Raw genomic sequence first — 26,506 nt, forward strand, 5'->3', positions numbered from 1 at the left:
CGGCATTCCGCTGTATATCGAAGCCGATGTGGCGATGAACGAGTTGTATCCGCGGGGCTATCTGTCGTTCCCATTCCAGCGTACCCTGAGTCGCCTGAATGAGATGCAGCGACAGCGTTTCGGTAAGAATGTGCTGCAGGCCTAACAGGCTGTTGAAAAACGTTATCGAGGCAGCCGAGACAAGGAAAAAACAGGCGAAAAAGCGGAGTTTAGTGAACTAAATGAGCATTTTGAGCCTGTTTTTGACGCGGTATTCGGCAACGCAGATAGTTTTTCAACAACCTGTTAAGGGTGTTACATCTGGTGAATTTAGCCAGTATACAGGACATTAGCTAAATCGATTCTGCCAAATGCTGAATGGATTCAGCAAAAAATGCAAGCTAAGATCATTTTCGCGATCTCGCAGGTAGGAGCACCACAAGGTGAGAAGCGCTGCCCCCCTTCACGGGTGATCAATGGGCTGATGACATCCCATCCGCTTTCCGACAGTCTTTTTGTCGGCGTGGGTCCACAGTGCTGCAGATCGAAAACACATATCACGATTCCCTGGATTGAACTTGGGGGCAGAGTATCGCCTGCGGAAGAGCAGGTCGTTGCGTTGCCCCTGACAGAGGCAGTCCCTACAATGCAACATCCCTGACCTTGCTGGTGAGTGTGGTTGTGTCTGGCCTTGAGTGCCGGGCCTGCCACGCCAGAAAGCGCTGAAAACCTACCGGGTTAGTCAGATATTCGCCGGCAGACTACAACTCTAAATCGTCAGGGAGTGCCATAGCAGTGATGGAGACCACATTGAAGCTCGAAGAGATCGCCAAACTCGCCGGCGTTTCCAAATCCACCGTCAGCAGCGTGCTGAACGGCAAGGCTGAGAAATACCGCATCAGTACCGAAACCCAGGCACGTGTACTGGAGGTGGTCAATCACCACGGCTACCAGCCCAATCACTCCGCTGCAGCCCTGCGCCGCGGGCGGAGCCATTCCATCGGCTTTATCGTGCCGGACTTTGAAAATCGCAGTTATCTGCGTATTGCCAAGCGTCTGGAAGCCCTTGCCCGCAGCAATGGATTCCAGCTGATTATCAGCAGCTCCGATGATGACAGAACGACCGAGTTACAGGCCGCGCGTAATCTGGTTGCCCGCGGTGTGGATGCCTTGCTGGTCTCGTCCTGTGTTGATGATGACGCCGAGCTGTATGGCGATATGGTCCGTCAGGGGACACCTGTGATTGCGCTCGACCGCCCCCTTCCTGACAGCTTCAGCAATGTCATCAGTGACGATGAACAAGGTGCCTTTGAGCTGACCAGCAGTCTTAAGCTCCCCGGAGATGCGCATGTAGCGCTGTTTGGCGCGCTCCCCAGCCTGACCGTCAGCCAGCGGCGCGAGGCGGGCTTTCGCCGGGCCCTTGAGCATCTGCCTGCACAGCAGGTGCACTGTTTTTACGGCGCCCATTTTGACAGCAGCAACGGCATCCAGCTGCTGGATCAGGCTATGAACAGGCTGGGCAAACTGCCCGACGCCCTTGTCACGACCTCCTACAGCCTGCTGGAAGGCGTGGTTGAAAATCTGCAGCAGCGTGCGGAAGGCAACGTACTGCAAGCCGATGGCTCCATTCAGCTGGCGACCTTTGGTAACAGCCGACTGCTGGACTTCCTGCCGCTGCCCGTCAATTCCCTGCCGCAGCGCTATGAACTGATTGCCGAGGCCGCGTGGAAACTGGCCAGTGAAGCGATTGATGGCAAGCGTGAGCCACAGCAGATTGTGATCAATCGCATCTTGCAACGACGCGCCTGAAGCCTCTGCATACAGGAGTGACCAGGTTCACTCCTGCAGTGCAGACGGCGTAGCTACCGAACTCTCCAGCATCCATTCACAGAATGCCTTCACTGCGGGGCGGCTCTCGGCCATCGGCAGCCGCAACATCCGGTACATGTAAGGCCCCTGCACGGATATGTCCTCAAGCAGGGTCACCAGTGCCCCGATTTCCAGCGCATTGTTGAGCATCGGCGCGCTGGCGATAGCGACGCCCTGCCCCGCCATGGCCGCCTCCAGGGTCAGATAAGTGTGAGAAAACCATAATCCGGGCAGTTTGCTGGGCGTCGTCACGCCACAGGCTGTCAGCCATTTCTTCCAGTTAACCTGCTCGCTGATCAGCGGCTCAAAGTCATCATGCAGTAAGGTCACCTGCAATAAATCAGCGGGCACGCTGATCGGATGCTCTTCGAGAAAACGTGGGCTGGCCACCGCGACAAAGTGCTCGGCAAACAGTTCATCGACCTTGAGATCAGGATACGGGCCAGTCCCCAGACGGATGCTGACATCGACCGGTTCACGAAACAGATCGGCCGGTTTGATCACACCCTGCAACCGCACCTCAAACTCCGGATGACGGCGGGTGAAGCCCGACAGACGCGGCATCAGCCAGCGAGTCACGAAGGATGAAATGGAACTGATGGTCACCACATTTTCCCGCCCGCTTTCACTTTGTAACTGCTGGGTAGCGGCACTCAGGGTATCCAGCACATAGTGCACGGTTTCAGCATAACGCCGCCCCAGCGGCGTAAGGCTGATGCCTCTCGGGTGGCGCAGGAACAGCTGCAACCCAGTTGCAGCTTCCAGTTGCTTGATCTGATGGGCCACAGCACCGGCAGTAATAAACAACTCTTCAGCTGCACGCTGGAAGCTTTCGTGACGAGCTGCCGCATCAAAAGCACGAAGTGCATTCAAAGGCGGCAGAGACTGACCATAAGACATAGTTATTTTAGGCCTGACTTCTGAAATTATTGATTTGTCGGGAAGTATAGACTCAGCGAAACTGCTCGCCATATCAATTACCTGACTGGCACGGGAGTTACACACCCGTCCTCGCTAAGTGTGAGCAGCCATCATGAAGCACCTAATGGGTTCAGCGCTTATTCTTGTCTCCGCAGCCGGTTTTGGCAGTATGGCCATTTTCGCTCATACCGCCTATGCCGATGGCGTTGATACCGCCAGTCTGCTGGCCATTCGCTTTGTCCTTGCCGCCATCGTCCTGACGGTATGGGTACGTATCAAAGGCATCGCCATGCCGACCGGCAAAGAACTGCGTGGCTATATCGTGATGGGCTGTATCTATGCGGCGACGTCATTCGGCTATTTTCAGGCGCTTAACTATGCCAGCTCGGCCACCGTCGCCCTGCTGCTTTATACCTTCCCGATCATGGTCACCATTGCCTCAGCGATCTTGGGCCTTGACCGTTTCGGGCCGGCAGAATGGATTGCGCTGACGGGCATCTTTGTTGGCATGGTGCTGCTACTGGGTACGGGAGTACAAGCCACGCTCCCCGGTATCGTGCTGGCACTCGGTGCTGCGGTGCTGTATTCCGGCTACATCCTGCTTGGCAGCCGTCTCGGCGGCGACACCCATCCGCTGGCAGCGACCAGTACCGTCCTGTTGTCTGCAGGTAGTATCTATCTGCTGATGGCACTGACCAAAGGCATCCATTTGCCTCACAGCATGAGTGGCTGGGCATCAGTGAGCCTGATTGCGCTGTTCGGCTCCATTCTGGGCATCATGACCTTCGTTACCGGTTTAAAGCTGGTTGGCCCGACGCTGGCGGCCATCCTCTCGACCCTTGAGCCTGTGGTCACCGTTATTCTCGGGGTGTCATTTCTGGGTGAGGCGCTCGGTGGCTACGCCCTGCTGGGAGGCGGGCTGATCATTGCAGCCTCAATCGGGCTGGCAATGAACCGCCTCTGGCGTCAGCGACAGCTTGCCACCTGACGCTGCCCTTTATCAGCCAGAGCGTGCTCACCGACCCCCATTCAGGGTCACCGTTAAACAGTCTCTTCCAGGGGACATCGTCCCCCTTCCCCACGCCATGATCATACTGCTCATGGCGTTTTTTCATGGCTGCGCAGCATAGCTGAACAGCAACCAACTAAATGCACATTTCACTACTTACTCTCATCACTACGGGTATTTGATTAGTGATTTTCATCAATTGACCGAGTTTATTCCTGTCTTCACCGGGAGTTCTGCTATAAAGTGGCGCCGCCTGAGGAAGCAACCCGGCGTTGCACCCCAGGCTGTCAACATGCGTAGAAGGATCTATTACAAGAAGGAAAACTATGAGCCATTTACAATCTGCCTCTGTCTCTTCTCGTCGAGCACCCGGCCTGGTCGTTCAGATTCTGATCGGGATCATTCTGGGAATAGGTCTGGCGCAAATCTCCCCGCCCACTGCGACCTCGGTTGGCCTGCTTGGTTCCCTGTTCGTCAGCGCCCTTAAAGCGGTCGCTCCCATGCTGGTCTTCGTACTGGTGGCCTCATCCATTGCCAATCATCGTCAGGGCAGCGAAACCCATATTCGCCCCATTCTCTATCTTTATCTGTTCGGTACGTTCAGCGCCGCACTGGTAGCCGTGGCCATAAGTTTCCTCTTCCCTACCACGCTGGAGCTGGTCAGCAAAGGGGCTGAAGCCACCGCCCCCCAGGGTATAGGCGAAGTGCTGCATACGTTGCTGTTCCGCGTCGTTGATAACCCCATCAATGCCCTGATGACCGGTAACTTCATCGGTATTCTGGCCTGGGCTGTTGGTCTGGGTATTGCCCTGCGTCAGGGTAGCGAAAGCACACGCAGGGTGTTGAAGGATGTTGCGGACGGTGTATCGGCCATTGTCAGGCTGGTGATTCGCTTTGCTCCCATCGGCATCTTCGGTCTGGTTGCCAGCACATTTGCTGAAACCGGCTTTGCGGCCCTGCAGGGTTACAGCCATCTTCTGATTGTTTTGATTGGCTCCATGCTGCTGATTGCGCTGGTGGTCAACCCGCTGATCGTGTTCATCAAACTGCACCGCAACCCTTATCCGCTGGTACTGAAATGCCTGCGTGAAAGTGCCGTGACCGCCTTCTTCACCCGCAGCTCTGCCGCCAACATCCCGGTCAACCTGGACCTGTGCAAACGCCTGGACCTGCATGAAGACACCTACTCTGTCTCCATTCCACTGGGTGCCACCATCAACATGGCAGGCGCAGCCATCACCATTACCGTACTGTCTCTGGCCGCAGCCCATACGCTGGGCATTCAGGTGGATCTACTGACCGCCCTGCTGCTGAGCGTGGTCGCCTCGATTGCCGCCTGTGGCGCCTCCGGTGTAGCGGGTGGCTCACTGCTGCTGATCCCGCTGGCCTGCAGCCTGTTTGGCATCTCCAATGATATCGCCATGCAGGTCGTTGCCATCGGCTTTATCATCGGCGTGCTACAAGACTCAGCCGAAACCGCACTGAACAGCTCTACTGACGTACTGTTCACCGCTGCAGCGTGCAAAGTGGAAAATATCTAGTTGCTGTTTACCCCTGCACTAAGGAATTACCCCCCGTACTAAAAAGCAAACCGCCTTATGGGCGGTTTGCTTATATCAGACGAGAAAGCAGGTTCCTCATCTATACCGTCGCTCCACTGAGTGGATCAGATGGCAGCTGCCTGCTTTTTGACGGTGCCAGACGAAAGCCAAACTGGTACGCCAGCAGGTGAATAGTAAAAAACACCGTCCAGAAGCAAAACACCACATCGCTCAGATAGTGCCCTCCCTGCACCATCCGCCCCAGCCCCACCGCTGAGCCAAGCACGATACCTGCCGTCAGCCATCGCCGTGATGGCCTTATCCAGGCAAAGGCCATCAGAAAATAACCCATTGAGGCATGCCCACTGACAAAGGAGCAATTGTGTTTGCACTGATTCGCCTCTACGAGCGGCGGCGTGAACACCCTGGTTCCTCCAAACTCAATGGTCTGTACCGGCCTCGCCCTTCCGGTCGAATGGTCCTTTAGCACGACGTTGACCAGCAGCCCCGGCCCCAATAACAACACCAGCAACAGAAAGGACAACTGCTTTCTGGTCAATGACTGCCAACGCGAGACAAACCTCGTGGATATTGCCAACGCTACCAGCAAGCCGATTAACACAACAAAGTGCAGACTGGCAAACAGCCTGTAAGACAGCTGCACCCACAGATTGTCGGCCAGAAAGAACCCACTCTGTGACGAGTAAAACAGCTGACTGACCTTCAGATCCAACGTCGGATAGAAGCTAAAGACCATCAGACTCACCACAAAAAGACCCACAGCCCACGCCCGGTCTCTGAGGGCGAAGTAGAGAGGTAACAGTTTTGTCCAGCGGTTATTGAGACTGATGACCATAGCCGTAAAACCCCTTCAGGTAATAGAGATGGATGGTGCGTTGAACATTGGGATAGACAGGCGTGGTGATTTCCCCCAGGTCATCCACCTGCGCAAATGCATCTTGGATTAAGGAAGGCAGGGGTTTATTGCTGACAAACAGATAGCTGGTGTCTGTTCCAGCGGTCAGAGGGGGGATAAGGTCATAGTGATTGCGCACCAGATGCTGCGGATTCCACACTGCAATCTGCTGCTCGAAACGGGGCTCGGTATAAAAACCCAGATACGCCAGCAGCTCTCGCGACTCACTAAGCAAGTAAGCATCGGGGTATCGCTGCCTCCAGTGACTCAGTTGCTGCCCTACTGCTGCCCACCCCAGGATACGATGGTAAGGGTCGTTCTTTGGGGAGGGCTGTATGCCAAGCTGGTGCTGCCAGAAATGATAGTGATAAAGCCCAAACATAAAGGCCAGATTCAGCACGATGGCGCATCCAAGCCAACGCTGCTTTCTGGTTTGCACCAACCAGCCAGCAACAGCGACTGTCGCAGTGATATATACCGGAGCCGCCCAGTTCAGATTGGCTCGCGCCAGGAAGGCTTGAAGGCACATGAGCAAGAGATAAGGCAGTGCCAGCGACAGCAGCAATCGATAGCGACTATCGCGGTAACTGTCTTTACGCACCATGAGTACCACTAACACCACCATGGCGACCATGCCGAAAGCAACGCACTGCCCGCCAGCAAACTCAAGCAGCCGGTCGAAATGAAACCAGGATTTATCCAGCTGGGATATTTCTTCGGTATGACGAAAACTGATGAAGTGGTGTGCTGCGTTCCAGAGCAGGTTGGGCAAATAGACCAATGCAGCGATGCTGGCCGCGGCCCACAGTTTCAGATTACGCAGGTGCCTTCGTCGTTCGGGGCTCATACTGAGGTACAGCAACAGGCTGAGTGGCAGCAGTACCATGGTGTATTTGCTCATCAAGCCCAAACCACATACCACACCTGAGGCCAGCCATTCACGCCAGCGATTGTGCGTCAGCGCCAATACCAGCAGGTAAACCGTCAACGCCCAGCAAAACATCAGTGGCGCATCAGTGGTGATGAACAGTGAGTTGAAGCTAATCAGAGGCATGGTCAGAAACAATATGCCAGCCCAAAAAACAGTGCTTCGGTCGAAGAGCTGGTTTGCAATCCGGGCCACGATCAATGTTGTCAGACCGTAGAGAACTGGCGAAAGGAATTTAACACTCAGGTCGCTGACCGGTATCAGCAGCGTCGAAAGATGGATCAACCATGCCACCATGGGTGGTTTGGAGTAGTAACCCCAGTCAGGGCTGAGCGACCAGAAGTAATAGTAGGCCTCATCAAAAAACAACGGGACCTGGGCTGTGATAACCAGCAGCCGGTAGAGCACCAGTATCAGTACCACGCATGCCAGTTGCCACTGCTCTGAGGCAATAACCTGCCAGAGAGTTTGTGACAGCTGTCGCTTGCCCACGCTCACTGCTTGCATATAGGCCCTCGCCTGTATGGTCACTTTGTAAAGGCAGGTTAGCGCTTGATTTTGAGTTTTTTGTTACAAGCCATTTCTTTACTGCTGTTCACTCTCCTTACTATTTTTCACTCTGTAAAAACAAACAAACCGCCTGACCGGCGGTTTGTTTTTTCATCGATAACGCTTCTGTCGGGCTACCAGCTGCCCACCACATAGCCAAGCTTGTCGGGCAACCACAGGGCAATGCCAGGGACCAGCATCACCAGGACCAGACTGAGCAGCATGGCGAGGATAAAGATCAGCGTCCAGCCGACGGTCTGCTCCAGACGAATACCGGCAATCCGGGTCGTGACCATCAGGTTTACCGCTACCGGTGGTGTGAACTGACCAATGGCGATGTTCATCGCCAGCAGAATGCCGAACCAGACCGGATTCCAGCCAAAATGCTGCATTAACGGCAACACGATGGGGATCAGGATCAGATAAATGGATACTGCGTCCAGTAACATCCCCGCCAGCAACACCAGTACCATCACCAGCACCAGTAAGGCCCAGCCATTCTCTGACAGGGACAACAGTGCCTGCGCCAGATGCTGGAATGTGCCCAGTGTAGTGCCTGCCCAGGCAAAAATTCCTGCCAGCGCAATGATCAGCATCACCACGCCGGAGGTCACTGCCGACTCCTCCAGCAGCTCCCACATACCGCGCAGGCTCAGGCTACGGTAGATCACCACACCGACAATCACGCCATACGCCACGGCCACAACCGCAGCTTCCGTCGGCGTAAACAGTCCCGAACGCAAGCCACCGAGAATGATGACTGGCGCAAGCAAGGCCGGGATCGCTTCGCGAAAACTCTTGCCAAGTGGTGGTCGCTCAGAGGCCTCGGGTGACTCCCAGCCATTGCGCTTGGCCAGCCACCAGGCTGGTAACAGCAAAGACAGACCTGCCAGAATGCCCGGGAATAATCCGGCAGCAAACAGGGCTCGCAGGTCAACACCAGGCACCACGATGGAATAGAGAATCAGGGCGATTGAAGGAGGAATCAGTATCGCCGTCGATGATGAGGCGGCGATAAGTGAGGCCGAGAAGGCTTGCGGATAACCGGCGCGCTTCATGCTGGGCAGCATGACCATGGCCACCGCCGCCGCATCAGCCGGGCCAGAGCCACTCATGCCACCCATGATCAGACACACAAGAATAGCAACAACGGCCAGACCACCGTGACGTGGGCCAATAATCGCCTGGGCGAAGCGTACCAGACTGGCCGCCACCCCCGCCCGCTCAAAAATCGCTCCGGTAAGGATAAACAGGGGAATGGCTATCAGCGGGTACTTGGCCACACTGTTGTAAGTGTTTGTCCCCAGCGTAGCCAGCATGTCGGTACTCAGACCACTGAGGATGCCAACGACACCGCCCAGCCCCAGCGCGAAGGCCACGGGCACACCTAAAAACAGCGCCAGTATGAATGCCAGAATCATCAGCAGATCAGGACTCATCATGACCTCCCCGATGTGCGCTCAAACGATCACGCAGACTCATCGTCATACGTAGCAAGATGGCCAGCGCCAGAATAGGCAGCCAGATGACGTAGATCCAGTTTGGCAAACCCAGCCCGGGGGAAAGGGAATCCCACTGATACTCTTCTAACGTAAAGGTGCTGCCATACCAGATCACGATTGCCAGCACGGTTACCCCGGCCAGCCATTGCAGCACGTACACCAGCGGCAGCCAGTTGCGTGGTAACAGGTGCTCGATCAACTCAATGCGAATATGAGCGTTTTGCCGTGCGGCGACAGCGGCACCAGCAAAGGTCATGACCACCAGCAGGAAAACCGAGAATTCTTCAGTAAATGCAAAAGAAGCATCAGTAGCGTAACGAACCACTACGTTGGCAAGACTGATAAGACAGATGATGGATAAAGCCAGGGCAGCCAGAATGGCTTCGAGGCGGGCTCCAGGTCGTCGCTCTGACATGGAATAACTCCGATTACTGGACCGCCGGAGACCCGGCGATCCGACTTCTACATTAGCTGGGGGTTATTGCGGACGCTTGGCGATGGCTTCCTGGGCGGCCTTCAGCAGCGCTTCGCCAATTTGCGGTGTCCACTTCTGATAAACAGACTCGGTCGCTTTGACAAAAGCATCATGCTGTTCCGCATTAAGGTCGGTCACTTCAACACCACGCTCACGGATTTTTGCCAGCGTATCAGCGACTTCTGCGCGAGACTTTTCAATTTCCCATTTACCGGCATCCTCAGCCGCCTGCTTCAGCAACTGCTGATCTTCAGGGCTGAACTCACGCCACACGCGCGTGCTGACGGCAAATACCAGCGGATCAGCCATGTAATGCCACTGTGTCAGGTACTTCTGGCCGACCTGATCAATACGCGCCACATCAAATACCGACAATGGGTTTTCCTGCCCGTCCACTGCACCGGTAGTCAGTGCGGGTTTGGCATCAGCCCAGCTCATCTGGGTCGGGTTGGCACCCAGTGCGGTGAAGGTGTCCTGGAACAATGGCGAGCCAACAACGCGGATTTTTAGCCCTTTCAGATCGTCGGGCTTACTGATCGCATGCTTGGAGTTGGACAACTCGCGGAAACCATTCTCACCCCAGGCCAAAGGCGTCACACCGCGCTTTTCGATGGCAGAAAATACCATTTTGCCCGCCTCACCCTGAGTGATGGCGTCAATGGCGTTGCTGTCAGGCATCAGGAATGGCAGTGAGAACAGGTTCAGTTCAGGCACCTGGGGAGACCAGTTGATGGTTGAGCCGACCGCCATGTCAATAAGGCCAGAGCGCATCGCAGAAAACTCTTTGGTCTGATCGCCAGAAACCAGTTGGGAGTTGGAATAAATCTTCATGTTGATACGACCGCCAGAGCGTTCTTTTACCAGCTCAACCCATCTGTCCGCCGCCTGTCCCCAGGGGAATGCGCTGGGTAGCACGGTGGAGACCGTGTATTCAGCTTTGTAGTCGGCGTGCGCAAGGGGTGCCAGTACAGCACAGGTAGCAATGGCCAGTAGGGTACGACGTGAGATGGACATGATGTTTCCTTCGTTTTTATGGTTGTCAGGGTCGGTGCTTTACTGCACCTGTGCACCCATGTTTTTCAGGATCAGCAATTGCCCGTCATCTTCCCTATGAGTTAAACCGAATATCACGGGGCAAATGCTGGCAATGCATCATGCAGGCTGGATAAGCCAAAATGACCAGATAGATGAACACCTGAAGATCAGAATCACCAAAACCTGAAGGCACGGTGTAACACGACATGGCACATGAAACGGTCATGTCAGCTGCCCATGGCTACCATCAAAAATGGGGTATTCTGCAGATCATTCATCGGTTCCAGTAGAACGTCGGGGATGGCCCGGCATACTTAGTCGTTCTCTCAACAAGACCTTTTGGGTCTGTTGCTGGCTGGATGCGATAGCAAATTTCACAGTCGAAAAAATACTATAGCGCCCGACAATAAATGGGTAGCAATAATCCGGATAAATAAGACGTAAGGCTAATACCCTCAACGGGAGATAAGCCTATTTCCTCACTGAGTCGTTTTAAATAATGCACAAATAAAAAAAGAGCAGTGCCTCTGGCAGCCTGCTCTTTTCCCGAATCCCTTTTTATCCTGCAGTGATTCGATCAACGAAATTGCCGCGACTACATCCTGCAGTCGCGGCGGGACTAATCACCAGCACTTTTCAATCTACTCTGACACTGCAACAGCACCTCGGTAGAAGAACCTTTCGCCTCAATAGCACCACGCTTTACCTCGGTTGCAGTGGCTGCAGTCAGCTTCTGCTCGTGCTGCTCACTGACGCCTGAAAGAGGCCGAACCGTTCCGCCGTCGCGATACAGGCCGATATCTTTGAGCAAGTGTGGTGGCAAATGTTTTACCTGCTGAAATGTCAGGTCGTTGTTCGCTTTGTTTTTTAGCTTGGTGTAGGCAACCAGAATCAGGCCAACAATGTTCATTTATTCTCTCCGCTTTAAATAGCGCGAGAAACACACTTGGCCTGATCAAAAAGAAGGGGGTATTTCTGACGGCCACGTGCATTTCCCGCGGCCGATTAGATGATGACTATCCGGCGAACGGGCGATCAGTATTGCAATTACGTCGATGGGCGACGCAATACACTGATGCTTGGGATCGGATAGTCATGGTCATACGAATTGTCTCTTTATGTCTTTAGAGGACCGAGTCATTAAAGTCGTTTTCAACCTGTAACGTCAATGTATTTTTTCATTATGATAATTAACCAAAAACAATAGCTGAATTAATGTACATCGCGACAGCAGCTGACACTATGTCGCCAATCCGTCATCATGGCAACCTAGGCTGAACATCATCAGCGACGAGGTTTGCAGGCAAACCCAGCACCAGGAACGTGCCAACGATCTAACAACGTATTCACGATCCAAGGCAGCTGCGGTGGTTACCGCTATTGAAAAACAGGAAGCACTTGAGATGAAATGCTGCTACAACCTGTCCCGCCCACCCCACAACTGTCTTGCAGCGAAAACCACAGACAGTTCACAAGCAGCAAAGATCGACTAATGAAGCAAATCATGCAATGGTGTCTGGCAATTGCTCTCTTTCTGGGCCTGATTCTCTGGGTTCAACACGATCTTGGCTGGAACAGGGTGCTGGCTGCATGGCAGTTGTTACCAGCGGCGCAGGTGGGCGTTTTTGTCTGCCTCACCTTACTCAGTTACCTGCTGCGCGCCTACCGTGTTTTCTACCTGTTAGGCCGGTCAGCCGCGCACCCTTTTCCTCCCTATATCCGTATCAACTTTCTGCACAACGCCCTTAACATTCTGATCCCCATGCGTCTGGGTGAGGCTTCCTTTCCGGTCCTGATGAAACGTACGTTTGCCATGCCCTACAGTCAGTCCGCCGTCGGGCTGTTGTGGTTACGACTGATGGATCTGCACTGGTTATTGCTGCTGTTGTCCCTGATGCTTTGTATCAGTTTTGGCTGGATATTTACCCTGCTACCCGTGGCCTTGCTGATGACCCCTCTGCTGGCGCTGCGCGTGCTTCACAAGCACCGCAATCAGCTTCTGAAAAGCGACGTGCCGGGTTCATCTTTACGGCAACTGGTTGTGCGCCTGCTGAGCTACCCGGTACCCTCCAATGCGCAGCTTGCCCGACTTTATCTGATGACAGCCGGGCTCTGGAGCCTGAAACTCGCCGTGCTGACCCTGCTGATGCTGAGCTTTGTGCCGATTGCTCCGCTGCAGTGCATGCTGGCCGTTATCTCTGCTGACATCAGCAGCGTATTACCCATCCACGGGCTGGGTGGCAGCGGCACCTTTGAAGCCGCCATGGTATTTGCGCTTGCCCCCTTCGGGATTGCGACTTCTACGACCCTGCTGGCGGCGGTCAATGTGCATATCTATATGCTCAGTGTCATCCTCCTGACCGTGCCTATAGCGCTGCTGATCGCTCCCACCGCCAGCAGCACTGTCAAGATTCATCCATAAATACGTAATGTTCATTTAATGTTGGTTTGGTATCTGTCAGCACATCATTTGCTGTTGGAAGATACCTGTCGCCATGACGCTCGCCTCACGCCCTTCTCTGTCGATTGTCATTCCCCTCTATAAAGAGGCACTCAACATTGCCCCCATGCTGGCGATGGTGTCATCAGCCATGGAAGGCTACCGCGGACAATGGGAAGTTATATGTGTGGATGATGGCAGCCCCGATGGCACCGCCAGCGCCCTGCACGAAGCTCAGGCGCAGTACGGCAAGCATGTCTGCATTGTTGAGCTGCAACGCAATTTTGGTCAGACGGCAGCCATGCAGGCAGGTATTGATCAGGCGCGGGGCGAGCTGATTGTCACTATGGACGGCGATCTGCAGAACGATGCCGCTGACATTCCACGCATGGTCGATGAGTTACTGGAGCGTGATCTCGACCTGCTGCAAGGCTGGCGGAAGGACAGACAGGATGCCGCCCTCAAGCGCAAACTCCCTTCCCGTCTGGCCAATGCCCTGATTGCCCGCATTACCGGCGTACAGCTGCATGACTATGGTTGCAGCCTGAAGGTGTATCGCGCCCACATTCTTAAACAGATTCGTCTCTACGGTGAAATGCATCGCTTCATCCCGGTATGGGTGGCGGGTGTAACTGCGCCTCATCGCATCGGCGAAACGGTGGTACGCCATCATGCGCGCCAGTTCGGTCAGTCAAAGTACGGTCTCAGCCGCACCTTCAGAGTCATCATTGATCTGCTATCCGTGTTCTTTTTTCTGCGCTTTCGTGCCAGACCCGGGCACTTCTTCGGCTCCATTGGCCTGGCCGTTGGCACCCTCGGTGGCCTGATGATGACCTGGCTCCTGATGGTGAAGTTCGTCCTGGGTGAAGACATCGGCCATCGGCCACTGCTGATCGTCGCGGTTCTGCTGATTCTGATGTCATTGCAGTTCCTGACCTCAGGCATTCTCGCCGAGATGCTCAGCCGAACCTTCTATCAGGCGGCGGATGGGCGCCACTTTGTTGTCCGCCAGACCAGTACTGCACAGTTCGCACAGGGATGGCAGCCAAGCGTTCCCACAGCTGTACCACCCTCTTCCCCCGTCGCCGCGCAGTCACGCTGCGCTGAAGAGGAAAGTTAAGGTGAAAACACAAAACCCATGGTGGCCGCTGGCGTTAATGACGCTTTATGTCCTCGCTGCATTCAGCCTGGGATTAGGCAACGTGCCGCTGTTTGACGTTGATGAAGGGGCCTTTTCCGAAGCGACACGCGAAATGATCCACTCTGGCATCTGGTCGGCGACCTATCTGGACGGAATGCCGCGTTATGATAAACCCATTCTTACTTACTGGTTTCAGGCAGCGAACGTTCTGCTGTTTGGCCTGAATGAGACCACTTTGCGCCTGCACTCTGCCCTCAGCGCCATCGGATGGGCAGCCAGCATCTATTACTTCAGCAAAGAGTTCATCAACCGGCGCAGTGCCATGGTGGCTGTGCTGATTTTCAGCTCAACCCTCTGGATCATGCTGATTGGCAGAGCCGCAACAGCGGATGCACTGCTGAATCTGTTCATCGCCCTGAGTTTCTTTGACCTTTATCGCTACCAGTCATCCGGCAAAAAAACGCTACTTTACCGTACCTGGCTCTGGCTGAGCCTGGGCATGCTGACCAAAGGCCCTGTTGCCGCGGCGATCCCCTTTGTAGCCAGTCTGATCTGGTTCATCAGCTATGGTCGTCTGCGAGACTGGTTAAAAGCGGTGCTCAATCCTACTGGCTGGCTCATTCTCGCCGTAGTGCTGGTGCCCTGGTTGATTCTGGTATGGCACCAACAGGGCATGGGCTTCTTCAAGGGTTTCCTGATCGGACACAACCTCAACCGTCTGACCAGCACCATGGAAGGACACGGCGGCCACTGGTATTACTACCTGCTGGTGCTGCCACTAATAATGCTGCCTTACACCGGCGCCCTGCTGACACTTTTGCGCCATGGCCGCTCACTGTGGAAACGGCCTCTGGAGCGCCTGCTGATGATCTGGTTTGCCGTGGTCATGGTGCTTTTCTCCCTGTCACAAACACAGCTGCCCCACTACATCCTCTATGGGGTGACTCCTTTGATTGTGCTGATGGCCAAGTATCGGCAGGTCATCATTCGGCGCTGGCAGCTACTGCTCCCGATCCTCTTCTTTGCCTTGCAGATTGGTCTGGTGCTCTATGCGCCTCACCTTGGCAGCAGTCAGCGCAATGCCTATCAGCAGCAGATGCTGTCTCAGGCTCCTGAAGTACTGAATCAGGGTTATCTGCTGATGGCTGTGCTGCTGGCCGGGCTGACAGCCCTGCTGTTCTGGCCACCTTCCGTCTTGAGGAGACTTGCCCCCTGGCAGCGCCTTACCACAGCCGGCTTATTACAGACGCTGTTCGCCAGCCAGCTGCTTCTGCCAGCGATTGGCCATCTGCAGCAAACGCCCGTCAAGCAAGCCGCTCTGCAAGCCCGGCAGCTACAAACCTCAACCGTGGTGGCCTACAAGATCCATATGCCGAGCTTCAGCCTCTACCGCGGCGCTCCCACACCGGCAGGCGATCCACAGGCTGGCGATGTGGTACTGACCAAAGCAGATCACCTGCCCGAACTGCTGGAGCGTTTTCCAGCGGCAAAGGCAGACATTCTTTATCACCAGGGTGGCATTGTGCTGGCACGCATTCCCGCCTCACCAGCCACTCTCTCTCAGCGTCAGTGAAGGAAGACTTCGCCATGTTGATGAACCTGCTGAACACACATCCCGTTGATACTTCAGGCCTGTCTCCTGCAGACCGGCACGCCGACCGCCACCTGTACCTCATACCTCCGGTACTGCTCGTCGTTGCCTTGTTGCTTTGGGCGACTCAGGGATATCACTGTTTATTTCTCGGGCTCAATGCAGTCGGTCGTTGGATACCGGATGCGTTCTGGCAAACCATGACGGAGGTGGGCGATGCACGTGTCAGTATGACCATCCTGCTGCTGTTTGCCTTTCGTCATCCCCGGTTGCTGCCCGCCACGCTGATTGCTGCGGTGATGGCCACACTTGTAGTACAGCTGACCAAACACGGTCTGCCTGTTTCCCGTCCCGCCGGAGTATTAGCGCTGGAGCAGCTGCATATCATTGGTCCGACCCTGACGGCTGGCAGCTTCCCCTCAGGTCATACCGCCACCGCCGGTGTTCTGGCGGCCATGCTGATCAGTATCAGTCGCCAGCCATGGCAACGCATTGGCGCCCTGATGCTATTAGGCCTGGTGGGATTGAGCCGGGTGATGGTGGGTGCACACTGGCCTATCGATACCCTGATAGGTGCGGCCATTGGCATTCTGGCGGGCATCGCAGGTCTGGCCATGACTGAGCGTTATCGGCTGGGCAGCCATGCCTGGAGCCAGTGGACGCTGATCCTGTTCATGCTGTACGCCGGTATGTACACCTTCTTCAATGCGTTTCCGCAAAATGAGGTGCACCATACTCTCAAGTTTCTCGGGCTGGTGGCACTGACAACCTATCTGTATCAACTGGTGGGACATCTGGGATTTTTCGAGCAAGTCGAAGACGACGCACTACCAGCAGCAAAAGGCAGCCTTAACTGACTGCCACAATCAACCAATCAACCAATCAACCAATCAAAAAACCAACAAAAAAGCGGAGCCGTTCGGGCTCCGCTTCTTCACAACGGCTCGATATTGCCGGGCTCAATCAATCCTCAGGCTCATAGCCCAGATTGGGTGATAACCAACGCTCGGCAACGCGCTTTTCCATACCAGTACGGTGCGCATAGTCTTCCACCTGATCTTCACTGATCTTGCCAATCCCGAAATAACTGGACTGTGGGTGGCTGAAATACCAGCCGGAAACGGCAGCGGTAGGGAACATCGCCATGGACTCAGTCAGGCTGATACCAGCCCTGGCTTCTGCATCGAGCAACTGCCACATAAGCTGCTTTTCTGTGTGATCAGGACAGGCCGGATAACCGGGCGCCGGGCGAATACCCTGATACTTCTCGCGAATCAGGTCTTCATTGCTCAGGTTTTCTTCAGGCGCATAGCCCCAATGCACCTTGCGCACCTGCTCATGCAGGTATTCGGCAAAAGCCTCCGCCAGACGGTCTGCCAGTGCTTTCAGCATGATGCTCTTGTAGTCATCATGATCTGCTTCGAATTTGGCAACCCAGGGGTCAATCCCTTCACCCGCGCAGACGGCAAAGGCGCCGATGTAGTCCACAGGGCCGTTTTCGGGGGCAACATAATCAGAGAGGCAGTGGTTATATTTGCCCGCAATCTTCTCAGTCTGCTGGCGCAGATGATGCACCACCAGACGCTCTTCTGTACGAGTCTCATCCGTCCAGATAACGATGTCATCACCACGACGGTTCGCCGGGAACAGCTCAAACACCGCACGGGCCGTCAGCCATTTTTCACTGATGACCTGATCCAGCATGGCGTTGGCATCGGCAAATAGCCGGGTAGCCTCTTCGCCGACCACTTCATCGGTGAGAATACGTGGATATTTGCCCGCCAGCTCCCAGGAAGCAAAGAACGGTGTCCAGTCGATATAGTCTCGCAATACCGCCAGATCCAGTGATTCAATAACCTGCAACCCCAGCTGCCTGGGAACCGGCGGCTGATAGGCTGACCAGTCGATAGGCTCCGGATTATTACGCGCCTTCTCCAGTGTCACCCGGCGCGCATCGCCACGCTTGTTACGATGGCGCTCACGCAGCTCTTCATATTCCGTTTGCACTTCTTTGACGAAACGGTCGTGATGGACCTTGCTCAGCAGCTGGCTGACCACCCCTACGCAACGGGATGCGTTAGGCACATAGACCACCTGATTATTCTGGTAGTTCTGGTCAATCTTCACCGCGGTGTGAATCTTCGAGGTCGTGGCGCCGCCGATCAGCAAGGGAATATTGAAACCCTGGCGCTGCATTTCCTTGGCCATGTGAACCATTTCATCGAGGGACGGCGTGATCAGGCCCGACAGTCCGATAACATCCACCTTCTCTTCCCTGGCAGTACGCAGGATTTTCTCGGCGGGAACCATCACACCCAGATCGACAATTTCGTAGTTATTACACTGCAGTACGACGCCAACAATGTTCTTGCCGATATCGTGGACGTCCCCTTTCACGGTGGCCATCAGCACCTTGCCAGCAGCACTGGAGGTACCGGCCAGTTCCTGATTCTGACGTTTTTCTTCCTCGATAAAGGGCATCAGATAGGCCACGGCTTTCTTCATAACGCGCGCGGACTTCACCACCTGCGGCAGGAACATCTTACCGGCGCCAAACAAATCGCCGACGATCCCCATGCCATCCATCAGCGGCCCTTCAATCAGTTCAAGCGGACGGGAGAAATGGTGACGAGCCTCCTCCACATCCTCATCAATAAAGTCGGCAATCCCTTTGACCAGTGCATGCGACAGGCGCTTGTTGACCTCCCAGCTACGCCATTCCTGATCCTGCTTGTTGTCGGCCGCCTCACCGGTGCTGTTGTATCGAGGCGCAATATCCAGCAGGCGTTCGGTCGCATCATCACGACGGTTCAGTACGGCATCTTCCACCGCTTCACGCAACTCGGCCGGAATATCCTCATAAATCGCCAGCTGACCGGCGTTGACGATACCCATCGTCATGCCTTCACGGATGGCGTAGTAGAGGAACACCGAGTGAATGGCTTCACGTACCGGGTTATTGCCGCGGAAGGAGAAGGATACGTTGGAAACACCACCGGAAATCTTGGCATAGGGCAAGGTCTGCTTGATGATGCGGCAGGCCTGGATGAAGTCAACGGCGTAATTATTGTGCTCTTCAATCCCGGTAGCGATAGCGAAAATATTCGGGTCGAAGATGATGTCTTCAGGCGGGAAGCCCAGCTGTCTGGTCAGAATATTGTAGGAGCGGGTACAGATTTCGATCTTGCGCGCTTCGGTATCAGCCTGTCCGACCTCATCGAATGCCATCACGATCACCGCAGCGCCATAGGCGCGTACCAGTTTGGCCTGATGGATAAATTTCTCTTCACCTTCCTTGAGGGATATGGAGTTGACGATGCCCTTGCCCTGAATGCACTTGAGGCCCGCCTCGATAACCTCCCACTTGGAGGAGTCGATCATGATGGGCACTTTGGCAATGTCAGGCTCACCGGCGATCAGATTGAGGAAGCGTACCATGGCCGCTTCCGCGTCCAGCATGCCCTCATCCATGTTGATATCGATGACCTGGGCACCGTTTTCCACCTGCTGACGGGCCACAACCAGCGCCTCATCGTAGAGACCTTCCTTGATCAGGCGTTTAAACATGGCCGAGCCGGTGACGTTGGTACGCTCACCGACGTTCACGAACAGGCTGTCCTCGGCAATCGTCACCGGCTCCAGACCCGCGAGGCGGCATGCAGGCTCGATCCTGGGAATCGCACGGGGTGTCTTGCCAGCCACAAAGTCCGCAAAGGCTTTGATGTGCTCCGGTGTCGTACCACAGCAACCACCCAGAATGTTGATGAAGCCTTCCTCGACCCACTGCCCAACTTCAGAGAGCATTTCCTCTGGCGTCTCATCGTATTCACCAAACTCGTTGGGCAAACCGGCATTGGGGTGCGCGGATACATACGTTGCCGCCACACGGCTTAGCTCTTCAATGTACTGGCGCAAATCCTTGGGGCCGAGGGCGCAGTTCAGGCCGACCGACACCGGATCAGCGTGAGCGACAGAATTGTAGAAGGCTTCGGTGGTCTGTCCGGACAGAGTACGGCCGGAGGCGTCAGTAATGGTGCCGGAGATCATGACCGGTAGCTCCACACCCTGCTTCGCGAAATACTGACGGCAGGCGAAGATGGCCGCCTTAGCATTGAGGGTATCGAAGATCGTTTCGATCAGAATCAGATCGGAGCCGCCTTTGACCAGCGCATCAATCGACTCGGTGTAGGCTTCCACCAGCTGATCAAAACTGACGTTGCGATAGCCTGGGTCATTCACATCCGGTGAAATGGAGGCAGTGCGGTTGGTCGGGCCCAGCACCCCCGCCACAAAGCGTGGTTTGGCCGGGTTGGCCGCCGTAAACTCATCGGCCAACTGACGGCAGAGGCGCGCAGCCTCCAGGTTAATCTCATGGGACAACGACTCCATGTCGTAGTCAGCCATGGCAATACGGGTAGCATTAAAGGTATTGGTTTCGAGAATATCCGCACCGGCTTCCAGATAAGCTCGATGAATAGCGGAAATCACCTCGGGCTGCGTCAGCACCAGCAGGTCATTATTACCCTTGATGTCTTTGTGCCAGTCGGCAAAGCGCTCACCACGAAAGGCCTCTTCTTCCAGCTTGTACTGCTGGATCATGGTGCCCATACCACCATCCAGAACGAGAATACGTTGAGATAGCGCTTGCTTGATATCTGCACGTTGTACTGTCACGGCTGTCTTCACTCTCACTACTGCTATTCTTATCCGGGCTATCGACAGCCAACGCTGTCACTGACTGATCGCCCCTTTACGGCCAGGCATGGCAGTGTATGTCAGGCCTTTGCGGAAGTCCGCTTCACCCATATAACGTTTTTCGCGTCATTACCGGATCTGGCTATATAGCCACCACCGATCGCGACTAGCTGCATTCATGCAGCGATGGGCGTACCGCTATGGAAACGGAACTGCTCGTCACCAGACAGAATCAGCTCAGCTTCAATATCGGCGAAATAGGCCACACGCTCATCGATTGGCGCTTTAGCGTAAAGCCGCGCCAGTTTGAGGTAATTAAGGTAATGGCGCCCTTCACTTTTCAGCAGGCTGGTATAAAAAGCGCCCAGTTCTTCATCCAGATGAGGGGCAATCCTGGCAAAGCGTTCACAGGACCGCGCCTCGACATAAGCACCGATAATCAGCACATCAATCAGGCGCTGCGGCTCCTGCTTGCTCATGTGATCGCGCAGGCCCGAGGCATAACGGGCAGCAGTCAGGTGACGAAACTCAATACCGCGTTTGGTCATCAAATGCAGAACCTGCTCAAAGTGGACCAGCTCTTCACGCGCCAGACGGGCCATTTTGATCAGCAGCTCAGCTCGATCGGGATAGCGATACATCAAAGACATCGCCGTGGCAGCGGCTTTCTGCTCGCAGTGAGCGTGGTCGATCAGCATGGTTTCCTGATCGGCTAACGCAGCGGCAATCCAGCTATCGGGGGTTTCACAACGCAGGAAACCACGAATTGATTCAAGTGCGTCCATTGTCTTCCAATTGCATGCAAATTGGCGGCGAGTATAGCGGAAAACTGGAATATTTTCTGTCGGCTTCTATCCTTTTTAACGCCTGTTGGACGTGCGATAAGCAGACTGCACAGCCGTTGGAGTTTGCGCTGCAGTACCCCAAAAACAGAGGGGCATCTATACCCAAAGTCTAAACTTCCGCATTGTCGACAATGCTTAACTTAATCACGGGATTGAGTTAAACTGCGCCGCACCCAATCAGACGCTTTGGGGGCATCTCCAAAAACCAGCATTAATCGGCTTCGCAGCGAGCCCAGAGCACGGCATGGTAGGTTTTTGGAGGTGTCCCACAAAGGCTGACCTTTCACGCTATGGATGAGCTTTCTATTACATAGCGTGAAGGGTTGAATTTGTACCAAGGCGTCAATCCCGTCATCGCTCAACCTGTGTTGAGCGGTGGCTGCAAATACAATTGATGAGGGCTATACCGTGCTTGAAGCTTATCGTAAACACGTTGAAGAGCGTGCTGCCCTGGGGATTCCTCCCAAGCCCCTGGATCCTGAACAGACAGCCGCACTTGTCGATCTTCTGAAAAACCCACCTGCCGGTGAAGAAGACTATCTTCTGGACCTGATCACCAACCGCGTTCCTGCCGGTGTTGACCAAGCAGCCTATGTGAAAGCCGGCTTCCTGGCCGCTATCACCAAAGGCGAAGCCAGCTCTCCTCTTATTGATAAAGTTCATGCGACCAGACTGCTGGGCACCATGCTGGGCGGCTACAACATTGAGCCCCTGATTGCCTGCCTGGACAACGCTGAACTGGCACCGACTGCTGCCAAAGCACTGTCTCACACCCTGCTGATGTTTGATGCCTTCCACGATGTACAGGAAAAGGCAGAAGCAGGTAACGAGCATGCCAAACAGGTTCTGAACTCCTGGGCTGAAGCCGAGTGGTTCACCAGCCGCCCAGCGCTGGCTGACAAGATCAGCATGACGGTGTTCAAGGTGCCTGGTGAGACCAACACTGACGACCTGTCACCCGCTCCTGATGCCTGGTCACGTCCTGACATTCCTCTGCACGCTCTGGCGATGCTGAAAATGCCTCGCGAAGGCCTGGACAAACCGCTGGAAACCATAGTTGAGCTGAAGAAGAAAGGCTTCCCTGTTGCTTACGTAGGTGACGTGGTAGGTACTGGCTCTTCACGTAAGTCTGCGACTAACTCTGTGCTGTGGCACATGGGCGATGATATTCCCTTCATCCCCAACAAGCGTGACGGCGGCTTCTGCCTGGGTAGCAAAATTGCTCCGATCTTCTTCAACACCATGGAAGATGCCGGTGCACTGCCTGTTGAAGTAGACGTTTCCAACATGGAAACCGGCGATGTTATCGACGTTTATCCCTACGAAGGCAAAGTAACCCGTAACGACAGCGAAGAAGTGATTGCCACTTTTGAACTGAAGTCTCAGGTTCTGCTGGACGAAGTACGTGCGGGTGGCCGTATCAACCTGATCATCGGCCGTGGTCTGACTGCCAAAGCGCGCGACGCTCTGGGCCTGCCTCAGTCCACACTGTTCCGTACCCCAGATCAGCCCGTTGACTCTGGCAAAGGCTACTCACTGGCACAGAAAATGGTGGGTCGTGCTTGCGGCGTAACCGGTATCCGTCCTGGTACCTACTGCGAACCCAAGATGACCACCGTCGGTTCTCAGGACACCACTGGTCCAATGACCCGTGATGAACTGAAAGACCTGGCATGCCTAGGCTTCTCTGCTGATCTGACCATGCAGTCCTTCTGCCACACTGCGGCCTATCCCAAGCCCGTAGACGTGGATACTCACCACACTCTGCCTGACTTCATCATGAACCGTGGTGGTGTGTCACTGCGTCCTGGTGATGGTGTTATCCACTCCTGGCTGAACCGCATGCTGTTGCCTGACACCGTAGGTACCGGTGGCGACTCTCACACCCGCTTCCCTATCGGCATCTCCTTCCCGGCAGGTTCTGGTCTGGTTGCCTTCGCTGCTGCGACCGGTGTTATGCCTCTGGATATGCCTGAGTCTGTACTGGTTCGCTTCAAAGGCGAAATGCAGCCTGGTATCACCCTGCGTGATCTGGTTAACGCCATTCCTTACGCTGCCATCCAGCGTGGTCTGCTGACCGTTGAGAAGAAAGGCAAGAAGAACATCTTCTCTGGCCGCATTCTTGAGATCGAAGGTCTGCCCCAGCTGAAAGTTGAACAGGCATTCGAACTGTCTGACGCCTCTGCTGAGCGCTCTGCTGCTGGCTGCACCATCAAGCTGGATAAAGAGCCTATCATTGAGTACATCAACTCCAACATCACCATGTTGAAGTGGATGATTTCTCAGGGTTACGGCGATGTACGTACTATCGAGCGTCGTGTTAAAGCGATGGAAGAGTGGCTGGCCAACCCGGCCCTGATGGAAGCCGATGCTGATGCCGAATACGCAGAAGTGATCGATATCGATCTGGCCACTATCACTGAACCCCTGCTGGCCTGCCCGAACGATCCTGACGACATCAAACCGCTGTCTGAACTGGCTGGCGACAAGATTGATGAAGTCTTTATCGGTTCCTGCATGACCAACATCGGTCACTTCCGTGCCGCAGGTAAACTGCTGGAAGCCAATGGTGGTGCTGTTCCTACTCGTCTGTGGATCGCTCCTCCGACCAAAATGGACCAGTTCCAGCTGACTGAAGAAGGCTACTATGGCATCTTCGGCCGTGCCGGTGCCCGTACCGAAATGCCCGGCTGCTCACTGTGCATGGGCAACCAGGCACGTGTAGGCGATAACACCACCGTAGTTTCTACCTCAACCCGTAACTTCCCCAACCGTCTGGGTAATGGTGCCAATGTGTACCTGGCCTCTGCGGAGCTGGCGGCTGTTGCAGCCATCAAGGGCAAGCTGCCTACCGTGGCGGAGTACATGGAAATTGCTCAGAAGATCGATACCATGGCATCTGATGTCTATCGTTATCTGAACTTCCACGAAATCGAGTCTTACAAAAAAGCAGCTGCCTCAGTTATTCCAACTGTGGCTGCCTGATTTGGCGTAAGCACTTAATTAAAAAGCGGACCTTCGGGTCCGCTTTTTAAGCACTACTTAAATATTGAACTAACAACCATCTTTATTGCATTAAAAAATTAGTAGCAACCCACATCCATTCCCCAATAATTCCCATATCCATTCCGCACCAGCAGACTTTTCAAAAAATCAATTAATACCAAAATTAATCTTTATAGTATTCTTTTCAAAACCAGCTCTCATTACCACCAAGCAGACCACACTCCTCCATTTATGACATCAAGCTGACCAGATTGAACACTGGCAACTCCGCTCGATTTATGACAGAAGCACGGAACCACTTCTCATCATTTTTATTTGCAAACCAGCTTTCTAATAGCATCAATTACTTCAGCAGGTATTTTAGCTTTGGCGTCCATATCATTAAGCTTTGTTCTTTTATACTCCAATCCATTTGAAACAGAATAGTATTGACTGACGCAATAAATAGACAAATCTGCACTATAGCTCCCCGATATACCATCCCTTGTCACTTTTACATTTTCAATATGAGTAGTATTCTCAATAGACCAATCATCTCCGTAACCTCCTTCCATATCCACACTAAAAACTATTTTACTATTAGCATAGGATAGATTATTAAAAGTCAACAAAAGAACATACAAGATCGCTTTTATATAAAATATCATTCCTGCCATACATGCACTTCGATACATGAATCGATGAGTATGTCGAGCTTGAAATACTGGCCGAGGCAGGTGATAACTAAATCTGTACATACTGTACACTCATCTGGCCTATGCTTAAAAGATTATAAACACATACTCACAGCTAGAACTATGCATCATTTTAATCTTTGGTAAACATATTCTGGGACAAGGTTCTCTTTACCCATTTTGTTAATGCCATTCACATATAGATGGTATTCTCTATTTATTTCTTGGGTAGCGCTCTTGGTATCATCACTACTAAAGCTATCCTTACCACAAATTAGTTCGTATAAATTATCCGCATAATTAAGATGCGCAACAGTTCGATCTGGGAACCGTTTTACTATGTCCTGGAAAATAATATTCGCCTTTTCATATCTACCCTCTTTGTAAAGAAAATAAGCAATGTCATTCACCTTTCTTAAATTCGCCTTTCCATACTTCAAAAATTCGTAAATGTTATAATAGTCTATTTCCTTCATAAATTTTTCATTACTTTCACTGTAATCAAAAACAGCTAAAGAATTAAACTCTCCATCAGCTCCATCTATTTTTTCCAACTTAAATTGGAGCAGCATTTAGCCGCAGTAATTTCAGTCTCTGGCACCTTCCAAGCTCGCATTACCGTTGAGCTAGTCATAGAAAAAACATGAATCAACTCTCCTTTAAAAAGAAAGTAAATTTCTTGATACACAGGGTATCCATCATCATTCCTGTAGTAAAAACCACATATTTTTTATCTTCAGTAACAAAAACACTCCCATTATCTCTTCCCACAAAATCATTAAGATCACCCAATATGTCATTAATTTTATATTTATGACTCTCACCACCATCCTTCAATACTAAATCTTCTCCATCTTGATACGTAACCTCTAAAGCCTGAGCACTATGCATTACAAAAAAAGCAGAAAAGAAAAAATTGAACTTTTCATCATTCCCCCTTCAATTTTTTTAGTCTATTTTCAGAATACTCTTTTGGCTTCTTTATTGAATACCAAACCACTTCTTTAAGACTTCCATCTGCCTTTTTCTTGTAGTCACTATAGGAAGTACCTTCTATTACATTCAAAAATCGCTCATAGCCCTTAATGGGTCTGCCAAACGAAATGTGTAACAGTTCCTCGCTGTGCTCCTGTATCATCCCATAAACGCAGTTACACAGTTCGTTTGACAGACCCCAAGGCTTTGTTGCATAAATAGAGCACAGCTTACAAAGCCCCTTTCCCCAGACGAATTTATGGCATACGCACCGTCATCGGTGTCCCAAGCTGCGTGAAGCGGTTCAGGATGGCTGCTCGCACCTGCAGTTCGGCCACCTGACGGTCGAAATCTTTCGCCATGACCCGCTCACCCAGCCGCTTGAAACACCGCATTTTGGTTTCTACCAGGCTTC

The 26,506-nt window shown here is 53.4% G+C and carries 21 protein-coding genes and 1 pseudogene; 9 read left to right on the forward strand and 13 right to left on the reverse strand.

Annotation, left to right across the window (positions count from 1 at the left end; all coding sequences use genetic code 11):
• Positions 1–16 precede the first annotated feature (16 nt).
• Together WH50_RS27225 and WH50_RS14565 are read left to right on the forward strand one after the other, a co-directional pair.
• Positions 17–145, forward strand: a complete 129-nt coding sequence (locus WH50_RS27225) for a hypothetical protein (protein ID WP_341476836.1) — start codon at positions 17–19, stop codon at positions 143–145.
• A gap of 632 nt (positions 146–777) precedes the next feature.
• On the forward strand, positions 778–1,788 hold the full coding sequence (locus WH50_RS14565; protein WP_207780316.1) for a LacI family DNA-binding transcriptional regulator: 1,011 nt from the start codon (positions 778–780) through the stop codon (positions 1,786–1,788).
• A 27-nt stretch (positions 1,789–1,815) separates the two neighbouring features.
• On the opposite strand, the gene gcvA is transcribed toward WH50_RS14565, so the two are convergent.
• The gene (gcvA, locus tag WH50_RS14570; RefSeq protein ID WP_110187965.1) at positions 1,816–2,748 is read right to left on the reverse strand and encodes a transcriptional regulator GcvA; all 933 of its coding nucleotides are present in this window, start codon (positions 2,746–2,748) and stop codon (positions 1,816–1,818) included.
• Between the two features lie 145 nt (positions 2,749–2,893).
• Between gcvA and WH50_RS14575 the strand changes: the two genes are divergently transcribed.
• Positions 2,894–3,757, forward strand: a complete 864-nt coding sequence (locus WH50_RS14575) for a DMT family transporter (protein WP_207780317.1) — start codon at positions 2,894–2,896, stop codon at positions 3,755–3,757.
• Positions 3,758–4,104: 347 nt separating this feature from the next.
• Positions 4,105–5,319 carry a serine/threonine transporter SstT gene (sstT, locus tag WH50_RS14580; RefSeq protein WP_110187967.1) on the forward strand — a complete coding sequence of 405 codons (1,215 nt, stop codon included), beginning with the start codon at positions 4,105–4,107 and terminating at the stop codon, positions 5,317–5,319.
• A gap of 100 nt (positions 5,320–5,419) precedes the next feature.
• Here the strand turns inward: sstT and WH50_RS14585 are convergent, their stop codons facing one another.
• From WH50_RS14585 to WH50_RS14610, 6 genes are all read right to left on the reverse strand, one after another.
• On the reverse strand, positions 5,420–6,175 hold the full coding sequence (locus WH50_RS14585; protein ID WP_110187968.1) for a phosphatase PAP2 family protein: 756 nt from the start codon (positions 6,173–6,175) through the stop codon (positions 5,420–5,422).
• The gene (locus tag WH50_RS14590) at positions 6,156–7,670 is read right to left on the reverse strand and encodes an ArnT family glycosyltransferase (protein ID WP_110187969.1); all 1,515 of its coding nucleotides are present in this window, start codon (positions 7,668–7,670) and stop codon (positions 6,156–6,158) included. Before WH50_RS14590 ends, WH50_RS14585 begins: the two co-directional genes overlap by 20 nt.
• 176 nt (positions 7,671–7,846) lie before the next feature.
• Positions 7,847–9,151, reverse strand: a complete 1,305-nt coding sequence (locus WH50_RS14595; protein ID WP_110187970.1) for a TRAP transporter large permease — start codon at positions 9,149–9,151, stop codon at positions 7,847–7,849.
• The gene (locus tag WH50_RS14600) at positions 9,141–9,629 is read right to left on the reverse strand and encodes a TRAP transporter small permease (RefSeq protein ID WP_110187971.1); all 489 of its coding nucleotides are present in this window, start codon (positions 9,627–9,629) and stop codon (positions 9,141–9,143) included. Before WH50_RS14600 ends, WH50_RS14595 begins: the two co-directional genes overlap by 11 nt.
• A 63-nt stretch (positions 9,630–9,692) precedes the next feature.
• Entirely contained in the window at positions 9,693–10,703 is a 1,011-nt protein-coding gene (locus WH50_RS14605; RefSeq protein ID WP_110187972.1) for a DctP family TRAP transporter solute-binding subunit, read from the reverse strand.
• A gap of 640 nt (positions 10,704–11,343) precedes the next feature.
• The gene (locus tag WH50_RS14610) at positions 11,344–11,634 is read right to left on the reverse strand and encodes a hypothetical protein (protein WP_110187973.1); all 291 of its coding nucleotides are present in this window, start codon (positions 11,632–11,634) and stop codon (positions 11,344–11,346) included.
• A gap of 582 nt (positions 11,635–12,216) precedes the next feature.
• On the opposite strand from WH50_RS14610, the gene WH50_RS14615 reads away from it, so the two are divergent.
• The 4 genes from WH50_RS14615 to WH50_RS14630 all read left to right on the forward strand — a co-directional run bounded on the left by WH50_RS14615 (position 12,217) and on the right by WH50_RS14630 (position 16,753).
• Positions 12,217–13,146 (forward strand): lysylphosphatidylglycerol synthase transmembrane domain-containing protein, encoded by a 930-nt coding sequence (locus tag WH50_RS14615; protein WP_165838436.1) that lies wholly within the window; start codon positions 12,217–12,219, stop codon positions 13,144–13,146.
• A 73-nt stretch (positions 13,147–13,219) separates the two neighbouring features.
• Positions 13,220–14,284 (forward strand): glycosyltransferase family 2 protein, encoded by a 1,065-nt coding sequence (locus WH50_RS14620; protein WP_110187975.1) that lies wholly within the window; start codon positions 13,220–13,222, stop codon positions 14,282–14,284.
• Between the two features lies 1 nt (position 14,285).
• Positions 14,286–15,878 carry an ArnT family glycosyltransferase gene (locus tag WH50_RS14625; protein ID WP_207780318.1) on the forward strand — a complete coding sequence of 531 codons (1,593 nt, stop codon included), beginning with the start codon at positions 14,286–14,288 and terminating at the stop codon, positions 15,876–15,878.
• A gap of 14 nt (positions 15,879–15,892) precedes the next feature.
• Positions 15,893–16,753 carry a phosphatase PAP2 family protein gene (locus WH50_RS14630; RefSeq protein ID WP_110187977.1) on the forward strand — a complete coding sequence of 287 codons (861 nt, stop codon included), beginning with the start codon at positions 15,893–15,895 and terminating at the stop codon, positions 16,751–16,753.
• A 106-nt stretch (positions 16,754–16,859) separates the two neighbouring features.
• Here WH50_RS14630 and metH read toward each other — a convergent pair whose 3' ends face one another.
• Together metH and WH50_RS14640 are read right to left on the reverse strand one after the other, a co-directional pair.
• Positions 16,860–20,570, reverse strand: a complete 3,711-nt coding sequence (metH, locus tag WH50_RS14635; protein ID WP_116453725.1) for a methionine synthase — start codon at positions 20,568–20,570, stop codon at positions 16,860–16,862.
• Between the two features lie 197 nt (positions 20,571–20,767).
• Positions 20,768–21,376: a MiaE family protein gene (locus WH50_RS14640; protein ID WP_110187979.1), complete on the reverse strand. Its 609-nt coding sequence runs from the start codon at positions 21,374–21,376 to the stop codon at positions 20,768–20,770.
• Positions 21,377–21,844: 468 nt separating this feature from the next.
• Here WH50_RS14640 and acnB point away from each other — a divergent pair, with 468 nt between their 5' ends.
• The gene (acnB, locus tag WH50_RS14645; RefSeq protein ID WP_110187985.1) at positions 21,845–24,421 is read left to right on the forward strand and encodes a bifunctional aconitate hydratase 2/2-methylisocitrate dehydratase; all 2,577 of its coding nucleotides are present in this window, start codon (positions 21,845–21,847) and stop codon (positions 24,419–24,421) included.
• Between the two features lie 332 nt (positions 24,422–24,753).
• On the opposite strand, the gene WH50_RS14650 is transcribed toward acnB, so the two are convergent.
• The 4 genes and pseudogenes from WH50_RS14650 to WH50_RS14670 all read right to left on the reverse strand — a co-directional run.
• Complete coding sequence (locus WH50_RS14650; RefSeq protein ID WP_133251332.1) at positions 24,754–25,098, reverse strand: hypothetical protein; 345 nt, start codon at positions 25,096–25,098, stop codon at positions 24,754–24,756.
• A gap of 146 nt (positions 25,099–25,244) precedes the next feature.
• Positions 25,245–25,688, reverse strand: a complete 444-nt coding sequence (locus WH50_RS14655; protein ID WP_110187981.1) for a hypothetical protein — start codon at positions 25,686–25,688, stop codon at positions 25,245–25,247.
• Between the two features lie 76 nt (positions 25,689–25,764).
• Positions 25,765–26,007 (reverse strand): hypothetical protein, encoded by a 243-nt coding sequence (locus tag WH50_RS14660; RefSeq protein WP_110187982.1) that lies wholly within the window; start codon positions 26,005–26,007, stop codon positions 25,765–25,767.
• Between the two features lie 341 nt (positions 26,008–26,348).
• Positions 26,349–26,506, reverse strand: a pseudogene (locus WH50_RS14670) (IS5/IS1182 family transposase); the annotation flags it as partial.

The sequence above is a fragment of the Pokkaliibacter plantistimulans genome, from assembly GCF_003194385.1.
GTDB lineage: Bacteria > Pseudomonadota > Gammaproteobacteria > Pseudomonadales > Balneatricaceae > Pokkaliibacter > Pokkaliibacter plantistimulans.